This is a genomic window from Duganella sp. P38 (genome assembly GCF_050859475.1).
In the GTDB taxonomy this organism is placed as follows: domain Bacteria; phylum Pseudomonadota; class Gammaproteobacteria; order Burkholderiales; family Burkholderiaceae_D; genus Rugamonas.
Genome location: NZ_CP193936.1, coordinates 299,142 through 315,677 on the forward strand (window position 1 = coordinate 299,142; position 16,536 = coordinate 315,677).

A 16,536-nucleotide genomic window follows, 5' to 3' on the forward strand; every position below is an offset into this window, starting at 1 on the left:
GATGAGCTTGGACGATCCCGTGTTGGCAGTCGCGCCACAAACCGAACCGACGGCGGCGGCCAGCGGCATGCCGCCGCGCTTTAACTGCTTCGTCACCGGCACCGACACCGAAATCGGCAAAACGCTGATTTCCGCCGCCATGCTGCACGCGCTGGTGGAAACCGGCGTGCGCGCCTGCGGCATGAAGCCGGTGGCCGCCGGCACCGAACTCGGGGAAGACGGCAAATGGCACAACGACGATTGCGACCGGCTGGCCGCCGCCGGCAATGTGCACCTGCTGCCGTCGATCACCACGCCGTTCCTGCTGAAGGAACCGGCGGCGCCGCACATCGCCGCCGCGCTGGAAGGGGTCACCATTTCGCCGGTGCCGATCCTGGCGGCCTACGTGGAAATCAACGCCGCGTCGGACGCGGTGGTGGTGGAGGGCGTGGGCGGCTTCATGGTGCCGCTGAACGACGAATTCGACACCGCCGACCTGGCCGAGCAGCTGGCGCTGCCGGTGGTGCTGGTGGTCGGCCTGCGCCTCGGCTGCATCAGCCACGCGCTGCTGACGGTGGAGGCGATCCGCTCGCGCGGCCTGAAGCTGGTGGGCTGGGTTGCCAATGAAACCCAGGCCGACATGGCCTTCGCCGATGACAACGTGGCGGCGCTGGCGCAGCGCATCCCGGCGCCGTTGCTCGGCCGCGTGCCGCGCCTGGCACAGCCGACCGCCGCAGCGGCGGCGGCATATATCGATTTTACGCAGCTGCCGAACTGGCCGCTGCCGAATGCAATTTAAAAGGAAAACAGATGTCTGAAACTACCCTCCAGGAACCGAAAGTCGTTTCCCTGCACCGCCCGACCGCGCCGATCCAGCCGGCCGCCGCCACCTGGCCGCGCGAAGAAGTGCTGGCGCTGTTCGCGCTGCCGTTCAATGACCTGATGTACCAGGCGCAGCAGGTCCACCGCGCCAACTTCCCGGACGGCGACGTCGAACTGGCGACGCTGCTGTCGATTAAAACCGGCGGCTGCGAGGAGGATTGCGGCTACTGCCCGCAAGCGGCGCGCTACGACACCGGCGTCGAAGCCAAGAAGATCCTCGACATCGACACCGTGCTGGACGCGGCCAGGCAGGCCAAGGACAACGGCGCCACCCGCTTCTGCATGGGCGCCGCCTGGCGCAGCCCGAAAGACCGCGACATGGACAAGGTTGAACAGATGGTGCGCTCGGTGAAGGCGCTGGGCCTGGAAACCTGCGCCACGCTGGGCATGCTGGAAGAGCACCAGGCGCAGCGCCTGAAGGACGCGGGCCTGGACTACTACAACCATAATCTGGACACGGCGCCGGAGTTCTATGACAACGTGATTTCGACCCGCCAGTACCAGGATCGCCTGGACACGCTGGGCCACGTGCGCGAAGCCGGTTTGAAAATCTGCTGCGGCGGCATCGTCGGCATGGGTGAGACGCGCGACCAGCGCGCCGGCCTGATCGCGCAGCTGGCCAATCTGAATCCGTATCCGGAATCGGTGCCGATCAACCACCTGGTGCAGGTGGAAGGCACGCCGCTGCACGGCCTCGATCCGCTCGACCCGTTTGAATTCGTGCGCACCATCGCCGTGGCGCGCATCACCATGCCGAAGGCGCGCGTGCGCTTGTCGGCCGGCCGCCGCGAGCTGGGCGAGGCGATTCAGGCGATGTGCTTCATGGCCGGCGCCAATTCGATCTTCTACGGCGACAAGCTGCTGACCACCGATAACCCGGAAGCCAACGACGACCGCGCGCTGCTGGAGAAGCTGGGCCTGCGCACCCGCGGCGCGGTGCTGGAGTCGGTACAGAAGGAGAGCTGCGGCTGTTGAGCTGACCACACCGTCACTCCCGCGCGCCTGCGCGGGAACGACGCATCGCGATGACAAAAAACTTCCGGCAAATTACAAAATCAAGCCGCAAAGAGAGAGACGATGTTTACCAAAATTCTGATCGCCAATCGTGGTGAAATTGCCTGCCGTGTGGCCGCCACCGCGCGCCGCATGGGCATCAAGACTGTCGCCGTGTATTCCGACGCCGACGCCAACGCCAGGCATGTCGCCGTCTGCGACGAGGCGGTGGCCATCGGCCCTGCCGCCGCCAAGGAAAGCTACCTTTGCGGCGACAAGATCATCGCCGCCGCCAAGGCCAGCGGCGCGCAAGCCATCCATCCCGGCTATGGCTTCCTGTCGGAAAACGCCGATTTCGCCGACGCCTGCGCGGCAGCGGGCCTTGTATTCATTGGCCCGCCGGCATCGGCCATGCGCGCCATGGGCTCCAAGTCGGCCGCCAAGCAGCTGATGGAGAAGGCCAACGTGCCGCTGGTGCCGGGCTATCACGGCGAGCGGCAGGACGCCGACTTCCTCAACGGCGAGGCGGACCGCATCGGCTACCCGGTGCTGCTGAAGGCTTCGGCCGGCGGCGGCGGCAAGGGCATGCGCGTGGTGGAGAGCGCGGCGCAGTTCAAGGACGCGCTGGCGTCGTGCAAGCGCGAGGCGATCAGTTCCTTTGGCGACGACAAGGTGCTGGCGGAGAAATACCTCCAGCGGCCGCGCCACATTGAAATCCAGGTGTTTGCCGACACCTTCGGCAACTGCATCTATCTGTTCGAGCGGGACTGCTCGGTGCAGCGGCGCCACCAGAAGGTGCTGGAGGAAGCGCCGGCGCCGGGCATGACGGACCAGCGCCGCGCCGCCATGGGTGAAGCCGCCGTCGCCGCCGCGCGCGCCGTCGGCTATGTCGGCGCCGGCACGGTGGAGTTCATCGCCAATCAGGATGGCACCTTCTATTTCATGGAGATGAACACCCGCCTGCAGGTCGAGCATCCGGTCACGGAGATGATTACCGGGACCGATCTGGTGGAGTGGCAGCTGCGCGTGGCGGCCGGCGAGCCGCTGCCGAAGCAGCAGCATGAACTGGCGATCAACGGCCACGCGATCGAGGCGCGCATCTACGCCGAGAATCCGGAAAAGGGCTTCCTGCCGTCGATCGGCACGCTGCGCCATCTCGACACGCCGGCCGCCGTCTCGTTCGAGCTGGGTGGAGTCGCGGGCGCGCCGGCGGCGGTGCGGATCGACTCGGGCGTGCGCGCTGGCGACGCGATTTCACCGTTCTACGATCCGATGATCGCCAAGCTGATCGTCTGGGGCGCGGACCGCGAGCAGGCGCTGGCCCGCATGGCGCAGGCGCTGGAGCAGTACCACATCGTTGGCCTGAGCACCAACATCGCCTTCCTCAAGCGTCTCGTCGAGGGGCGGCCCTTCGCCAGCGCCGATCTGGATACGGGCCTGATCGAGCGCCATCACGACACGCTGTTCCCGCCCGCGCAACCCGCGCCCGCAGCCGCCCTCGCGCTGGCAGCGGACGCGCTGCTTGGCGGCGAGCGCACCGCGGCCGCCGATCCGTGGGCGCAAACGAGCGGCTGGCGCATGAACCAAACCTATACCCGCGAGCTCGCCTTCGCCGACGAGCACACCACCTACGACGCCAGCGTCACCTACGGGCCCGGGGGCGCCGCTTCAGCGTGGGCGGCGACAGCCTGCCGCTTGGCGGCCAGGCCAGCCGCGGCGCCGTGCTGCGCGACGGCGATACCTTCCACGTCTTCACCAACGGCGCGCACTACCAGCTGGCCTGGAACGACCCGATGGCCCACGCTGGCGACGCCGAAGCGGAAGGCGGCCGCCTCACCGCGCCGATGCCGGGCAAGGTCGTCGCCGTCCTCGCCAGCAAAGGCCAGGAGGTGAAGAAGGGCGCGGCGCTGGTGATCATGGAAGCCATGAAAATGGAACACACCATCGCCGCCCCGCACGACGGCACCGTTGACGACATCCTCTACAACGTCGGCGACCAGGTTGCGGATGGCGCCCCGCTGCTGGCCTTCAGGGCGGCGGCATAGCAGAACCAGGAGAACCACATGCGCATACTGCTCCACCGCGCGGACGGCAAAACCGAGCCATGGATCAAGGACTTCGCCAAGTTCCTGCCCGCAGCGGAAATCGAAATCTGGCACGCCGGTGAAAAGTGCCAGGCCTGCGATTACGCGGTCGTCTGGTCGCCGCCGGAGGCGATGCTGCCGGAGCTGGCCACCGTCAAGGCCATCTTCGTCACCGGCGCCGGCGTCGACGCGTTGCTCAAGTTCGGCGACGCGCTGCCGGCCCACACCCCCATCATCCGCCTGGAAGATGCCGGCATGGCGGTGCAGATGGCCGAATACGTCACGCACGCGGTGCTGCGCTACTTCCGCCGCTTCGACGAATACGAAGCGCAGGCACGGGCCGGCAAGTGGGCGCCGCTGCCGCAATATAACAAGGAGGATTTCGCGGTCGGCATACTCGGCATGGGCGTGCTGGGCACGCGCGTGCTGGAGGCGCTGGCGCCGTTCGGCTTCCCGCTGCGCGCGTGGAGCCGCACCGAAAAGAGCGTGCCAGGGGTGCAGACCTTCACCGGCGCCGACGGGCTGGACACCTTCCTGCGCGGCAGCCGCGTGCTGGTCTGCATGCTGCCATTGACGGCCGAAACCAGCAACATCATGGACCGCACCAATATGTGCAAGCTGCCGGCCGGCGCCTACGTCGTCAATGTCGCGCGCGGCGCGCACATCGCGGAGCCGGACCTGCTCGCGCTGATCAAGTCCGGCCACATCGCCGCCGCCACGCTGGACGTGTTCCGCAACGAACCCTTGCCGGCGCAGCATCCGTTCTGGCAGGAGCCGCGCATCACCATCACGCCGCACATCTCCGCGCTGACCTTGCGCCGCGAGAGCGTGCAGCAGATCGCCGACAAACTGCGCCGCACCGAAGCGGGCGAGCAGGTCGCCGGCATCGTCAACCGCACACTGGGATATTGAAATGAGCAGCTTGCCGAAACAAGTCAAGATCGTCGAAGTCGGCCCGCGCGACGGCCTGCAGAACGAAAAGGAAAACGTCCCGGCGGGGATCAAGGTCGAACTGGTGAACCGCCTGACGGCGGCCGGCTTCCGGAACATTGAGGCCGCCGCCTTCGTCTCGCCGAAATGGGTGCCGCAGATGGCCACCAGCGCCGAGGTGATGGCCGCCATCGAGCGCAAGCCGGGCGTGCTCTACTCCGCGCTGACGCCGAACATGCAGGGTTTTGAAGCGGCGCTGGCGGCGCGCGCGGACGAAGTGGTGATCTTCGGTTCCGCCTCGGAGGCCTTCTCGCAAAAGAACATCAACTGCTCGATCGCCGAATCGATCGCCCGCTTCGAGGGCGTGGCCAGGGCGGCCAAGGAACACGGCATCCGCCTGCGCGGCAGCATCAGCTGCGCCTTCGGCTGCCCATACCAGGGCGAGGTGCCGCTGGACGCGGTGGCCGACGTGGTGGGCCGCATGCGCGACCTCGGTTGCGATGAAATCGACATCGCCGACACCATCGGCGTGGCCACGCCGCGCAAGACGCAGGCGGTGATGGAGCGCGCCATCGGCGCCTTCCGCGTCGATGGTCTGTCGGGCCACTTCCACGATACGTATGGCCAGGCGCTGGCGAACATCTACGCCAGCCTGGAACTGGGCATTTCGATTTACCACTCGTCGGTGTCGGGCCTGGGCGGCTGCCCGTATGCGAAGGGCGCGACCGGCAACGTCGCCACTGAGGACGTGCTGTACCTGATGCAGGGACTCGGCATCGACACCGGCATCGATCTCGACATCGTGGTCGATGCGGGGCAGTTCATTTCGCAATTCCTCGGCCGCAAAGGCGCCAGCCGCGCCGGCAACGCCATCGCCGCCAAGCGCGCCGGCTAGTTGTGATGCTTCAATAGGTTATTGTGGTTCATTCGGACTGGATTTGAGACACTGGAAATCGCCAAACCCCCAGTTCTCAAGGAGACCAGCCGAATGAACATCCATAAGAATGCCCGATTGACCTTCGTACGTCGAGTCGAAATGGTGCAAAACGTGTTACAGAGCAGAATTCCAGCTGAGCAAGCGGCGGCTCACTATGGAGTGAGTGCGCAGACTGTGCGCAAATGGGTGAGGCGGTTTTTGGCTGAAGGAGATGGCGGATTGTTAGATCGATCTTCTCGGCCGCAGGTAAGTCCGAGATCCATTGATGCGAACAAAGCGCTGACCATCGTGGAATTGCGCAAGAAGCGCATGACCCAGGCGCGGATCGCCACATATGTACTAGTCTCGAAAGCGACCGTCAGCCGTGTTCGCAAACGTGCAGGTTTGTCGCTTCTAAGCGATATCGATCCGGTCGAGCCTGTACAACGCTATGAACACGCCAATCCTGGCGACTTGCTGCACTTCGACACCAAGAAGCTCGGGCGTATTGAGAAAATGGGCCATCGGGTCACAGGGGATCGTAGCGGTGCTACAAATGCGGGATGGGAGGTACTTTACGTCGCCATTGACGACCATGCACGGGTGGCCTTTACCGAAATCCATCCTGATGAGACAGGGCGAAGTTCTGCGAATTTTTTGCGCAACGCTATCGCATATTTCAGAAGCTTGGGAATTACGTCTCGCGCCGTGCTAACCGACAATGGCTCGCCGTTCGTGGCCAGGGCTTTTCGCGATGGATGCTTGGCACTTGGTATCAAACATCGCCGCACCCGGCCCTATCGTCCGCAAACAAACGGCAAAGCCGAGCGTTTCATACAATCTGCCTTACGCGAGTGGGCCTACGGCTTTGCTTATCACCATTCGACTGAGCGCGCTGCCATGCTCAATGAATGGCAACACCACTACAACTGGCACCGCCCTCATCAAGGAATCGGTGGGGTGGCGCCAATGTCCAGACTCAAGTCTTCACGCAAGAACCTCTTGCAACTCCACAGCTAGTCGTCCCCGCGAAGGCGGGGACCCATGGCCTGCGGTCGTGCCCGACAGGGGCGGACTGGAGGTAGAAAGGCGCCGCATGCATAACAGCCATCTACCGGCGGCGCAGCGCGGCAACGGCGCGTGCGACGAACGCGGCAAAATCGGGCGCGAATAGGAAAAAACCCTGTCTGACGTTGCCATCAGACAGGGTTTTTAGATTTTGGTCGGAGTACAAGGATTCGAACCTTGGACCCTCTGGTCCCAAACCAGATGCGCTACCGGGCTGCGCTACACTCCGAAGAAGCAAGATAATACCGGGAAGCCGGTAGCTCGTCAAGTGCAACCTGCGTTGCGCTGCAATTAATGCGCAAAATCAGCCTTTCAGCGCCAGCGCGCGCTCGTACAGCGCGTTTTTCTTGCGGCCGGTGATCTGCGCGGCCAGGCCGGCTGCCTGTTTGACGGGCAGTTCGGCCAGCAGAATCTGCAAAATGCGGTCGGCCTCGGCGTCGTTTTCATCGTCGGCCGCGGCGGCGCCCTCCAGCAGCACGACGAACTCGCCTTTTTCGCGGTGGCCGTCGGCCTTGATCCACGCTGCCGCCTCGGACAGCGGGCAGCGGTGGATTTCTTCGAACATCTTGGTCAGTTCGCGCGCGAACACCACCTGCCGGGTCGGCTCGAAAGCGGCCGCCAGCGCACCGGCGCAGTCGAGGATCCGGTGCGGCGCCTCGTAGAACACCATGGTGGCGGTCACCGCGCGCAAGGTGCCGAGGAAGTTCTCGCGCTGCTTGGCCTTGGCCGGCAGAAAACCCACAAAGTAAAACTGATCGTTCACCAGTCCGCTGGCCGACAAGGCTGTCACTGCCGCCGACGCCCCCGGCAGCGGCAGCACGCGCAGGCCGGCGGCCCGCACCGCGTCGACAATCCGCGCGCCCGGGTCCGACACGGCCGGCGTGCCGGCGTCCGACACCAGCGCGATGCGCTCGCCCGCCTGTAGACGGGAAATCAACATTTCAGCGGCCTCGCGCTCATTGTGCTGATGCGCGGCAATCAGCGGCTTGTGCAGGCCGAAGCGTCCCATCAGCGTCGCCGTGTTGCGCGTGTCCTCGCATGCCACAGCATTGACCAAGCTCAAAACATGCAGCGCGCGCAGGCTAATATCGGTGACATTGCCTATGGGGGTCGCCACGACGTACAAGGTTGCGCTAGGATAGGTCTGATGCGCCATTTCGCCCAGCACGGGCAAACTGGCTATGGAACTGGATTCAAGATCGCTCATTGGGGGTAGGATGAAAAGTGTGAAGTTGACGCTGCTGTGCGTGGCCGCCGCAGTTTTAAGTGCGTGCAGCACGCCGTTTTGCAACGCGCCGGGGGATTGTGCTCGCCCCAGGCGGCAAACACAAGCCCGCCACCGCCGCCGGTGCAGCCGCCGCCACCACCGCTGCCCAAGCCGCCGCCTGAGCCGCCGCTGCCGGCGGCGGAAACCTTCGCCATCGCGCTGCCCGGCGCCAGCGGCGATGTCGACGACAGCCGCGGCCAGCCAGACGCGCGCGCCGAGCCGCCCGCCATCACCCGCGCCGGCGGCGACTACGGCCAGCCGTCCAGCGCGCCGATCCGCATCGGCCTGCTGCTGCCGCTGCAGTCGGAAACGCTGGGCGGCGCCGCCGACGCGGTGCGCGCCGGCTTCATGGCCGCCTGGGAGCGCGACCGCAGCAACATCACCGTCACCGTGCTGGAAACCGGCGACGTGCCGCAGGACATCCTGGCGGTCTACGCGCGCGCGCTGCAAAGTGAGGACATCGTGGTCGGCCCGCTGTCGCGCTCGGCCGTGGCGACGGTGGCGGCCAGCCCGCTGCTGAGCAAGCCGACCATCGCGCTCAACTATCCGGAAGGCTACGGCCAGCCGGGCACGCCGCCGCTGCCGCAGCCGATGGTGGCCATCGGCCTGTCGATCGAGGAAGAGGCGCGCCAGGCGGCGCAGTGGGCCGCCAGCGAGCAGCCGGACGGCGCCGCCGTGGTCATCACCACCAGCTCGCCGTGGCAGCGCCGCGTGGCCAACGCCTTCGCGGCCGAATGGCAACGCCTGGGCCGGCCGGTCCGTACCGTCGAGCTGAGCGCGCCCGACAGCTATCTCAGCGATCCGGAACTGGTGCAGCTGCGCGCCGGCCTGCGCCAGAACCTGCCGGCGCTGCTGTTCTCGGCCATGGGCGCCGACCAGACGCGCCAGCTGCGCATCGCCCTCGGCAGCACCGTCAGCAGCGCGCCGGACAACCCGACCTTCAGCACCGCCGACGCGCTGCCGCCGACGCCGCCGGCCGCGCCCGGCGAACAGTTCAGCAGCCTGCCGTTCTACGGCACCTCGGCGCTGAATCCGGGCCGCGAGGCCGGCTTCCCGACCCAGGACCTGGAAGGCGTGCGCCTGCTGGACCTGCCGTGGCAGGTCCAGCGCGACCACCCGGCGGTGATGGTCTACCCGCGTCCGCTGCAGGCCGGCGCCGGCAGCGCCGACCTGTCGCGCCTGTACGCGCTGGGCATCGACGCCTTCCGCGTGGCGCGCGAGATCGGCCGCCATCCGGTCGGCCGCTTCCAGCTGGACGGCGTCACCGGCCGCCTGAGCGTGGATTTCGGCCAGGGCCCGGCGCGCTTCGAGCGGGTCGAGCCGGCCGCGATCTACAAAAACGGCACGCCCGAGCCGCTCAACCCATGAGCAGGCGATGCGGCGCACGCCACAGCAGCGGCTGGGCCGGCAGGGCGAGGACCGCGCCCTGGCCCACCTGCAAGCCCACGGCCTGACGCTGCTCGAGCGTAATTTCCTGTGCAAGTCCGGGGAAATCGACCTGATCATGCAGGAAGGACCGGTGCTGGTGTTTGTCGAAGTGCGCCGGCGCGCCAGCGCGCGCTTCGGCGGCGCCGTCCACAGCGTGACGCCGGCCAAGCAGCAGCGCCTGTTTCGCGCGGCGCAATATTATCTGTTGCGCCATGCATTGCCGCCGCCGTGCCGCTTCGACCTGGTCGCCATCGACGCGGAAAAGTTGTCGTGGATACAAAATGCGCTGGAGATGTAAGCATTTTTAACAGCGCTTGTCCGGTCCGCCGGGTGACTGCACTATAATCAGCACACTATGACTAATCAACGCATCCTGGCGCACTTCCACGAAAGTGCCGAAACTAAAATCCAGTCCGCCACCGTCCTCGCGCCGCATATCGCGCAAGCGATCGAGATGATGTTCACGGCACTGTCCAACGGCAACAAGATTCTGGTCTGCGGCAACGGCGGTTCGGCTGCCGACTCGCAGCACTTCGCTGCCGAACTGGTGGGGCGCTTCGAACGCGAGCGCTTCCCGCTGCCAGCCATCGCGCTGACCACCGACACCTCGATCCTGACGGCGGTGGCCAACGACTACAGCTACCGCGAGATTTTCTCGAAGCAGGTGCAGGCCTTCGGCCAGGCCGGCGACATCCTGATGGCGTTTTCGACCTCGGGCAACTCGGGCAACGTGATGGCGGCCATCGAGGCGGCGCTGGAACGCGAGATGCGCGTGGTGGCGCTGACCGGCAAGGGCGGCGGCGCCATCGGCAAGATGCTGACCGACGCCGACGTCCATATCTGCGTGCCGCACGACCGCACCGCCCGCATCCAGGAAGTCCACCTGGTCACCATCCATGCTATTTGCGACGGCATCGACGTCGCCCTGTTCGGAGGAGATGTGAATGAGTAATGCCAGCGCGATCTGGAAAAAGTGCAACGTCCGCTGGCCCTGAGCGTGCTGTGCGGCGCCATGCTGGCATCCCTGTCGGGCTGCGTCGCGCTGGTCGCGGGCGGGGCGATTTCCGGCACGCTGGCCGCCTCCGACCGCCGCACCTTCGGCGCGCAAACCGAAGACAAGGCGATTGAAGTCAAGGCCGGCATCAAGGTCAACAATGTGGCGGCAGCGCCGCCCACGTCAACATCAACAGCTTCAACCGCCGCGCGCTGCTGACCGGCGAGGTGCGCGACGAGGAAATGAAAGCGCGGATCGAACGCGAAATCCGCGGCATCGAAGGCGTGATCGACGTCATCAACGAGCTGGAAATCGCCGGCCCGTCGAGCTACACCTCGCGCTCCAGCGACACCATCATCACCGGCAAGGTCAAGGCCAGCCTGGTCGACGCCAAGGACATTTCGGCCAACTCCTACCAGGTGGTGACCGAGCGCGGCGTGGTCTACCTGCAGGGCCGCGTGACCCAGCGCGAAGGCCAGATCGGCGCCGACATCGCCCGTGGCGTCAGCGGCGTGACCAAGGTGGTCAAGGTGTTCGAATACATCTCGGACGAAGAGTGGAAGACCTACCAGCCGCAGCCCGCCAACACCGCCAACAGCACGGGCAATCAATGAGCAGCACCTCGCGCGGCTGGATCAAGCCGGTGATCGCCGCCGTGGCGGTCGCCGCCATCGGCTTCGGCGCCTACGCCACCGTTTCCAAGCGCGAGGTGGCGCCCGAGCTGACCTTCCTCAGCATCAAGGGCGACAAGATCACGCCGGAGAGCCTGAAGGGCAAGGTGGTGATGGTGAACTTCTGGGCCACCGACTGCGCCACCTGCATCAAGGAGATGCCGGACATGGTCGCCACCTACAACAAGTTCAAGCCGCAGGGCCTGGAGTTTGTCGCCGTGGCGATGAGCTACGACCGCCCGGACTACGTGATCAACTACACCGAAACGCGCCAGCTGCCGTTCAAGGTGGCGCTGGACGTCGACGGCTCGGCCGCCAGGGCCTACGGCAATGTGTCGATGACGCCGACCACCTTCGTCATCGGCAAGGATGGCAAAATCCTCAAGCGCTACCTCGGCGAGCCGGACTTCCCGGCGCTGCACAAGCTGCTGGAAGCATCGCTGAAGAGCTGATCGGCCATGCAGGCCGCATGGCATGACAAGCTGACGCTGTTGCTGGAATCGACCGGCGACGGCATGTTCGGCGTCGATCTCGACGGCCGCTGCACCTTCATCAACCGCGCCGGCGCCGAGATCCTCGGCTACAGCACCGCGCAGGTGCTGGGCCGGAACATGCATGACCTGATCCACCATTCCCATCCCGACGGCAGCCACTACGAAGAGCAGCAATGCCCGATCTTCCTGGCCTTCCGCACCGGGCGCCCGTGCCGCAACGACCAGGAAGTGTTCTGGCGCGCCGACGGCAGCCGCTTCAACGCCGAATATTCGTCGCACCCGGTGATCGACCACGGCCAGGTATGCGGCGCGGTCATCACCTTCACCGACATCACGCAGCGCAAACAGACCGAGGAAGCGCTGGCGCGCGCGCGCCAGGAGCTGGAACAGCGCGTTGCCGAGCGTACCGCCGAACTGTCGCAGGCGCTGCTGCAACTGCGCCAGCTGTCGGCCCACACCGAAGCGGTGCGCGAACAGGAACGCAAGCGCATCGCCCGCGAGATCCACGATGAACTGGGCAGCCTGCTGGTGGCGCTGAAATTCGATGTGAACTGGATCGCCCGCCGCGTCAGCGACCGCGAACCGGTGGCCGACAAGTGCCGGACCATGAACCGGCTGATCGAAACGGCGGTGGAGGATGTGGGCCGCATCATCACCGACCTGCGCCCCAGCATTCTTGACCATCAGGGCCTGGTGGCGGCGCTGGAATGGCAGTTGCAGGAGTTTGCCGACGCCACCGAAATCGCCTGCGATGCCGACATTGTGGCCGCACCCGATGCACCGGCGCCCGAGGCGCAGCAGGCCACCGCCGTATTCCGCATCTTCCAGGAGATGCTGAGCAACGTCGCGCGCCACGCCGACGCCAGCGCGGTGCGCATCCGCATCCACCTGCTGGCGCACGAATTGCGAATGGAGGTGGCGGACAACGGCGTGGGCGCGCCGGCCGCGCGCCTGAGCGACCAAAGCGCGTATGGCGTGATGGGCATGCGCGAGCGCGCGCTGCACTTTGGCGGCGCGCTCGATATCGACCGTGGCGACGATGGCGCCGGCACGCGCGTGCGCCTGACCATGCCGATGCCGCGCAGGGCCGCCGCATGATCCGCGTACTGCTGTGCGACGACCACCGCGTGGTGCGCGAAGGCCTGAAACAGATCCTCGCCGACGCCGGCGACATCGAAGTGGCGGCCGAATGCGCCGACGGCCCGGAAGCGCTGCGCCAGGCCGCCATCCAGGCCATCGACATGGTGCTGCTGGACGTCGCGCTGCCGTTGCAGGACGGCCTTGAAGTGCTGGCCGAACTGCGGCGCCGCGCGCCGCGCCTGCCGGTGCTGATGCTGTCCACCTATCCGGAAAAGCAGTACGCGCTTCGCTGCCACAAGCTGGGCGCGGCCGGCTACCTGAATAAAAGCGTGGACGCCGACGAACTGCTGGCCGCTATCCGCCTGATCGCCAACGGCGGGTCGCTCGCTCCCGGCAGCACGCCCAAGCTGCCGCATGAAACGCTGTCGCAGCGCGAGTACCAGGTGTTTGAAGCCATCGCCGCCGGCCGCAGCGTCGGCCAGATTGCACTGGAATTGGGCGTCAGCTCCAACACCGTGAGCACTTATCGTGCACGCATCCTGGAGAAGACCGGCACCAGCAACGACGTCGGCATCGCCCTGTACGCCGTGCAGCACAAGCTGATTCAACTCTGATGTAGGGCCAGCACTACAAGCGGCAGGCGGCTGGCCCGGCGCTTGCGAGCAGTGATCGACATCACCACTCAAGGAGTAGTCCATGTCGATCTTCCGTTCTTATGACGCCGACCGCCCGGCGCTGGCCTGCGGCTGCGGGCGCCACGCCAGCGCCGCCGAACATGCGGCCGAGGAAGCCGCCTCGCTGGAGCAACTGAGCAACGACGTCGTCGAGGAATCGCTGCTGCGCGCCATGTTCCCGCAGGCGCGTCAACGCCGCGACTTCCTGCGCGCGGTCGGCGCCAACACCGCGCGCGCGGCCATCGCCAGCGTGCTGCCGCTGGGCGCGATGCAGGCCATGGCGCAGGAAAGCAAGGGCGCCAATGGTACGCTGGAAAAGAAGGACCTGAAGGTCGGCTTCATCGCCATCACCTGCGCGGCGCCGCTGATCATGGCCGACCCGCTGGGCTTCTACCGCAAGCAGGGCCTCAACGTCACGCTGAACAAGACCGCCGGCTGGGCGCTGATCCGCGACAAGATCATCAACAAGGAACACGACGCTTCGCACTTCCTGTCGCCGATGCCGCTGGCGATGTCGCTTGGCCTGGGCGGGGCGGCGCCGCAGCCGATGCGCATCGCCACCATCCAGAACGTCAACGGCCAGGCCATCACGCTGCACGTCAAGCACAAGGACAAGCGCGATCCGAAGCAGTGGAAGGGCTTCAAGCTGGCCATTCCGTTCGAGTATTCGATGCACAACTACCTGCTGCGCTACTACCTGGCCGAACATGGCCTCGATCCGGACCGCGACGTGCAACTGCGCGTGACGCCGCCGCCGGAGATGGTGGCCAATCTGCGCGCCGGGAATATCGACGGCTTCCTCGGCCCCGATCCGTTCAACCAGCGCGCGGTGTATGACGAAGTGGGCTTCATCCACATTCTGTCGAAGGAAATCTGGGACGGCCATCCATGCTGCGCATTCGGCGCGCCGGACGAATTCGTGCGCCAGAATCCGAACACCTTCGCCGCGCTGTTCCGCGCCGTGCTGACCGCCGCCGCCATGGCCAACGATCCGCAGCACCGCGCGCTGGTGGCGAAAGTGATTTCGCCGGCCGCCTACCTGAACCAGCCGGAGACGGTGGTTACGCAAGTCCTGACCGGCAAGTTCGCCGATGGCCTGGGCAATGTGCGCAACGTGCCGGGCCGCGCCGGTTTCGATCCGGTGCCGTGGCACTCGATGGGCGTGTGGATACTGACGCAGATGAAACGCTGGGGCTATATCAAGGAGGACATCGATTACCAGGCCATCACCCAAAAAGTGCTGCTGCTGACCGACGCCAAAAAGCATATGAAGGAACTGGGCCAGCCGGTGCCGCAAGGCGTCAACAAGCCGATTACGGTGATGGGCAAGGTGTTCGATCCGGCCAGGCCTGCGGCATATGCCGACAGCTTTGCCATCAAGCGGAGCAGCCGTTGATGCGCCCATCGCTTGCTCTACGCTCTGCGCTGGTGTCGCTGCTGCTGTTGCTGGTGATCGTCGGCGCCTGGCACCTCGCCACGCTGCCGACGAGCGCGGCGCCGGGCCTCGGCGCTGGTGTCGACGCCGGGGCAGCGGCCGCCGGCGCGGCTGGCGGCGCCGATGCTGACGCCGCCGCTGCCGAATACGCCGCGCTGATGGGTCAAACCGCCGCGACGCCAAAAAGCGGCGGCTTCCCCACGCCGCTGGAATTCGCCCGCGCCGCCGGCGGCCATCTCGCCCATCCGTTCTACGACAACGGCCCGAATGACAAGGGCATCGGCATCCAGCTTGGCTACTCGCTGGCGCGGGTCGGCATCGGCTTCCTGCTGGCGGCCGTCGTGGCGATCCCGGTCGGCTTTGTGCTCGGCATGTCGCCGCTGATGCAGCGCGCGCTCAATCCCTACGTGCAGATCCTCAAGCCGATCTCGCCGCTGGCGTGGATGCCGCTGGCGCTGTACACCATCAAGGACTCCTCGCTGTCGGGCATGTTCGTGATCTTCATCTGCGCGCTGTGGCCGATGCTGATGAACACCGCCTTCGGCGTCGCCTCGGTGCGGCGCGACTGGCTCAACGTCGCCCGCACGCTGGAAGTCGGTGCGCTGCGCACCGCGCGCCGCGTGATCCTGCCGGCCGCCGCGCCGACCATCCTGACCGGCATGCGCATCTCGATGGGCATCGCCTGGCTGGTGATCGTCGCCGCCGAAATGCTGGTGGGCGGCACCGGCATCGGCTATTTCGTCTGGAATGAATGGAACAACCTGTCGCTGACCAGCGTGCTGTTCGCCATCGTCTTGATCGGCGTGGTGGGCATGCTGCTGGACCTGGCGCTGGGACGACTGCAAAAACTGGTGACCTATGTCGAATAACATCCCCTTCCTGCGCGTGCAGGACCTGGCCAAGCGCTACGTGCCGTCGGCGCCGCCGGTATTTGAAAACGTCTCCTTCGACATCGAGCAGGGCGAATTCGTCTGCGTGATCGGCCACTCCGGCTGCGGCAAGTCGACCATCCTGAATGTGCTGGCCGGCCTCGAATCGGCATCCGCAGGCCACGCTTTCATGAACAACCGCGAGATCAACGGCCCCGGCCTGGAACGCGGCGTGGTGTTCCAGGGCCACGCGCTGATGCCGTGGCTGACGGTACTGGAAAACGTGCTGTTCGCCGTGCAGTCGCGCTATCCGGATTGGCGCAAGGCGGAGATGACCGAACATGCGCGACGCTTCATCGCCATGGTCGGGCTGTCGCATGCGGAGCACAAGAAACCATCCGAACTCTCGGGCGGCATGAAGCAGCGTGTCGGCATCGCTCGCGCGTTTTCCATCGAGCCGAAGATGCTGCTGCTGGACGAACCCTTTGGCGCGCTGGATGCGCTGACGCGCGGCGTGATCCAGGACGAGCTGCTGAAGATCTGCGCCGCCACCCGCCAGACCGTTTTCATGATTACGCACGACGTCGACGAGGCGATTCTGCTGTCGGACAAGATCATGCTGATGTCGAACGGACCGCGTGCGCACATCGCCGAAGTCGTCGCCAACCCGCTGCCCAAGGACCGCACGCGCGCCGGCATGCACCACGATCCGCAGTTTTACCCGCTACGCAATCACCTGGTGGACTTCCTGGTCCACCGTTCCAACTAAAGG

17 protein-coding genes, 1 tRNA gene and 1 pseudogene are annotated in these 16,536 nt (G+C 65.9%); 17 read left to right on the forward strand and 2 right to left on the reverse strand.

Going from position 1 to position 16,536, the window contains the following annotated elements; translation table 11 throughout:
• The first annotated feature begins 1 nt into the window (after window position 1).
• The 6 genes and pseudogenes from bioD (at window position 2) to ACRQ5J_RS01330 (ending at window position 6,804) form a co-directional block, all read left to right on the forward strand.
• A complete protein-coding gene (gene bioD, locus ACRQ5J_RS01305; protein ID WP_432380797.1) occupies window positions 2–778 on the forward strand; it encodes a dethiobiotin synthase in 777 nt (258 codons plus the stop codon).
• Window positions 779–789: 11 nt separating this feature from the next.
• Entirely contained in the window at window positions 790–1,836 is a 1,047-nt protein-coding gene (gene bioB, locus ACRQ5J_RS01310) for a biotin synthase BioB (protein ID WP_432380798.1), read from the forward strand.
• 102 nt (window positions 1,837–1,938) lie between these two features.
• Window positions 1,939–3,899: pseudogene (locus ACRQ5J_RS01315) on the forward strand (acetyl/propionyl/methylcrotonyl-CoA carboxylase subunit alpha).
• Window positions 3,900–3,917: 18 nt separating this feature from the next.
• The gene (locus tag ACRQ5J_RS01320; RefSeq protein WP_432380799.1) at window positions 3,918–4,850 is read left to right on the forward strand and encodes a 2-hydroxyacid dehydrogenase; all 933 of its coding nucleotides are present in this window, start codon (window positions 3,918–3,920) and stop codon (window positions 4,848–4,850) included.
• 1 nt (window position 4,851) lies between these two features.
• On the forward strand, window positions 4,852–5,763 hold the full coding sequence (locus tag ACRQ5J_RS01325; protein WP_432380800.1) for a hydroxymethylglutaryl-CoA lyase: 912 nt from the start codon (window positions 4,852–4,854) through the stop codon (window positions 5,761–5,763).
• 93 nt (window positions 5,764–5,856) lie between these two features.
• Window positions 5,857–6,804, forward strand: coding sequence for an IS481 family transposase (locus tag ACRQ5J_RS01330; protein ID WP_432380801.1), 948 nt, complete (start codon window positions 5,857–5,859; stop codon window positions 6,802–6,804).
• 200 nt (window positions 6,805–7,004) lie between these two features.
• On the opposite strand, the gene ACRQ5J_RS01335 is transcribed toward ACRQ5J_RS01330, so the two are convergent.
• Together ACRQ5J_RS01335 and rsmI are read right to left on the reverse strand one after the other, a co-directional pair.
• Window positions 7,005–7,081 (reverse strand) — tRNA-Pro (locus ACRQ5J_RS01335).
• Between the two features lie 75 nt (window positions 7,082–7,156).
• Window positions 7,157–8,059, reverse strand: coding sequence for a 16S rRNA (cytidine(1402)-2'-O)-methyltransferase (gene rsmI, locus ACRQ5J_RS01340; protein WP_432380802.1), 903 nt, complete (start codon window positions 8,057–8,059; stop codon window positions 7,157–7,159).
• Between the two features lie 141 nt (window positions 8,060–8,200).
• Between rsmI and ACRQ5J_RS01345 the strand changes: the two genes are divergently transcribed.
• The 11 genes from ACRQ5J_RS01345 to ACRQ5J_RS01395 all read left to right on the forward strand — a co-directional run bounded on the left by ACRQ5J_RS01345 (window position 8,201) and on the right by ACRQ5J_RS01395 (window position 16,533).
• A complete protein-coding gene (locus ACRQ5J_RS01345; protein ID WP_432380803.1) occupies window positions 8,201–9,487 on the forward strand; it encodes a penicillin-binding protein activator in 1,287 nt (428 codons plus the stop codon).
• Between the two features lie 7 nt (window positions 9,488–9,494).
• Window positions 9,495–9,845 carry a YraN family protein gene (locus tag ACRQ5J_RS01350; protein ID WP_432380804.1) on the forward strand — a complete coding sequence of 117 codons (351 nt, stop codon included), beginning with the start codon at window positions 9,495–9,497 and terminating at the stop codon, window positions 9,843–9,845.
• A 57-nt stretch (window positions 9,846–9,902) separates the two neighbouring features.
• The gene (locus ACRQ5J_RS01355) at window positions 9,903–10,499 is read left to right on the forward strand and encodes a phosphoheptose isomerase (RefSeq protein ID WP_432380805.1); all 597 of its coding nucleotides are present in this window, start codon (window positions 9,903–9,905) and stop codon (window positions 10,497–10,499) included.
• 21 nt (window positions 10,500–10,520) lie between these two features.
• Entirely contained in the window at window positions 10,521–10,760 is a 240-nt protein-coding gene (locus ACRQ5J_RS01360) for a hypothetical protein (RefSeq protein WP_432380806.1), read from the forward strand.
• Window positions 10,761–10,768: 8 nt separating this feature from the next.
• Window positions 10,769–11,155 carry a BON domain-containing protein gene (locus ACRQ5J_RS01365; RefSeq protein ID WP_432380807.1) on the forward strand — a complete coding sequence of 129 codons (387 nt, stop codon included), beginning with the start codon at window positions 10,769–10,771 and terminating at the stop codon, window positions 11,153–11,155.
• Window positions 11,152–11,664: a peroxiredoxin family protein gene (locus tag ACRQ5J_RS01370; RefSeq protein ID WP_432380808.1), complete on the forward strand. Its 513-nt coding sequence runs from the start codon at window positions 11,152–11,154 to the stop codon at window positions 11,662–11,664. Before ACRQ5J_RS01365 ends, ACRQ5J_RS01370 begins: the two co-directional genes overlap by 4 nt.
• Before the next feature lie 6 nt (window positions 11,665–11,670).
• Entirely contained in the window at window positions 11,671–12,804 is a 1,134-nt protein-coding gene (locus tag ACRQ5J_RS01375) for a PAS domain S-box protein (RefSeq protein WP_432380809.1), read from the forward strand.
• A complete protein-coding gene (locus tag ACRQ5J_RS01380; RefSeq protein WP_432380810.1) occupies window positions 12,801–13,400 on the forward strand; it encodes a response regulator transcription factor in 600 nt (199 codons plus the stop codon). Before ACRQ5J_RS01375 ends, ACRQ5J_RS01380 begins: the two co-directional genes overlap by 4 nt.
• Before the next feature lie 82 nt (window positions 13,401–13,482).
• A complete protein-coding gene (locus tag ACRQ5J_RS01385) occupies window positions 13,483–14,856 on the forward strand; it encodes a CmpA/NrtA family ABC transporter substrate-binding protein (RefSeq protein WP_432380811.1) in 1,374 nt (457 codons plus the stop codon).
• Window positions 14,856–15,764 carry a nitrate ABC transporter permease gene (gene ntrB, locus ACRQ5J_RS01390; RefSeq protein WP_432383564.1) on the forward strand — a complete coding sequence of 303 codons (909 nt, stop codon included), beginning with the start codon at window positions 14,856–14,858 and terminating at the stop codon, window positions 15,762–15,764. The genes ACRQ5J_RS01385 and ntrB overlap by 1 nt, the downstream gene beginning before the upstream one ends.
• Entirely contained in the window at window positions 15,754–16,533 is a 780-nt protein-coding gene (locus ACRQ5J_RS01395; protein ID WP_432380812.1) for an ABC transporter ATP-binding protein, read from the forward strand. The genes ntrB and ACRQ5J_RS01395 overlap by 11 nt, the downstream gene beginning before the upstream one ends.
• Window positions 16,534–16,536 lie beyond the last annotated feature (3 nt).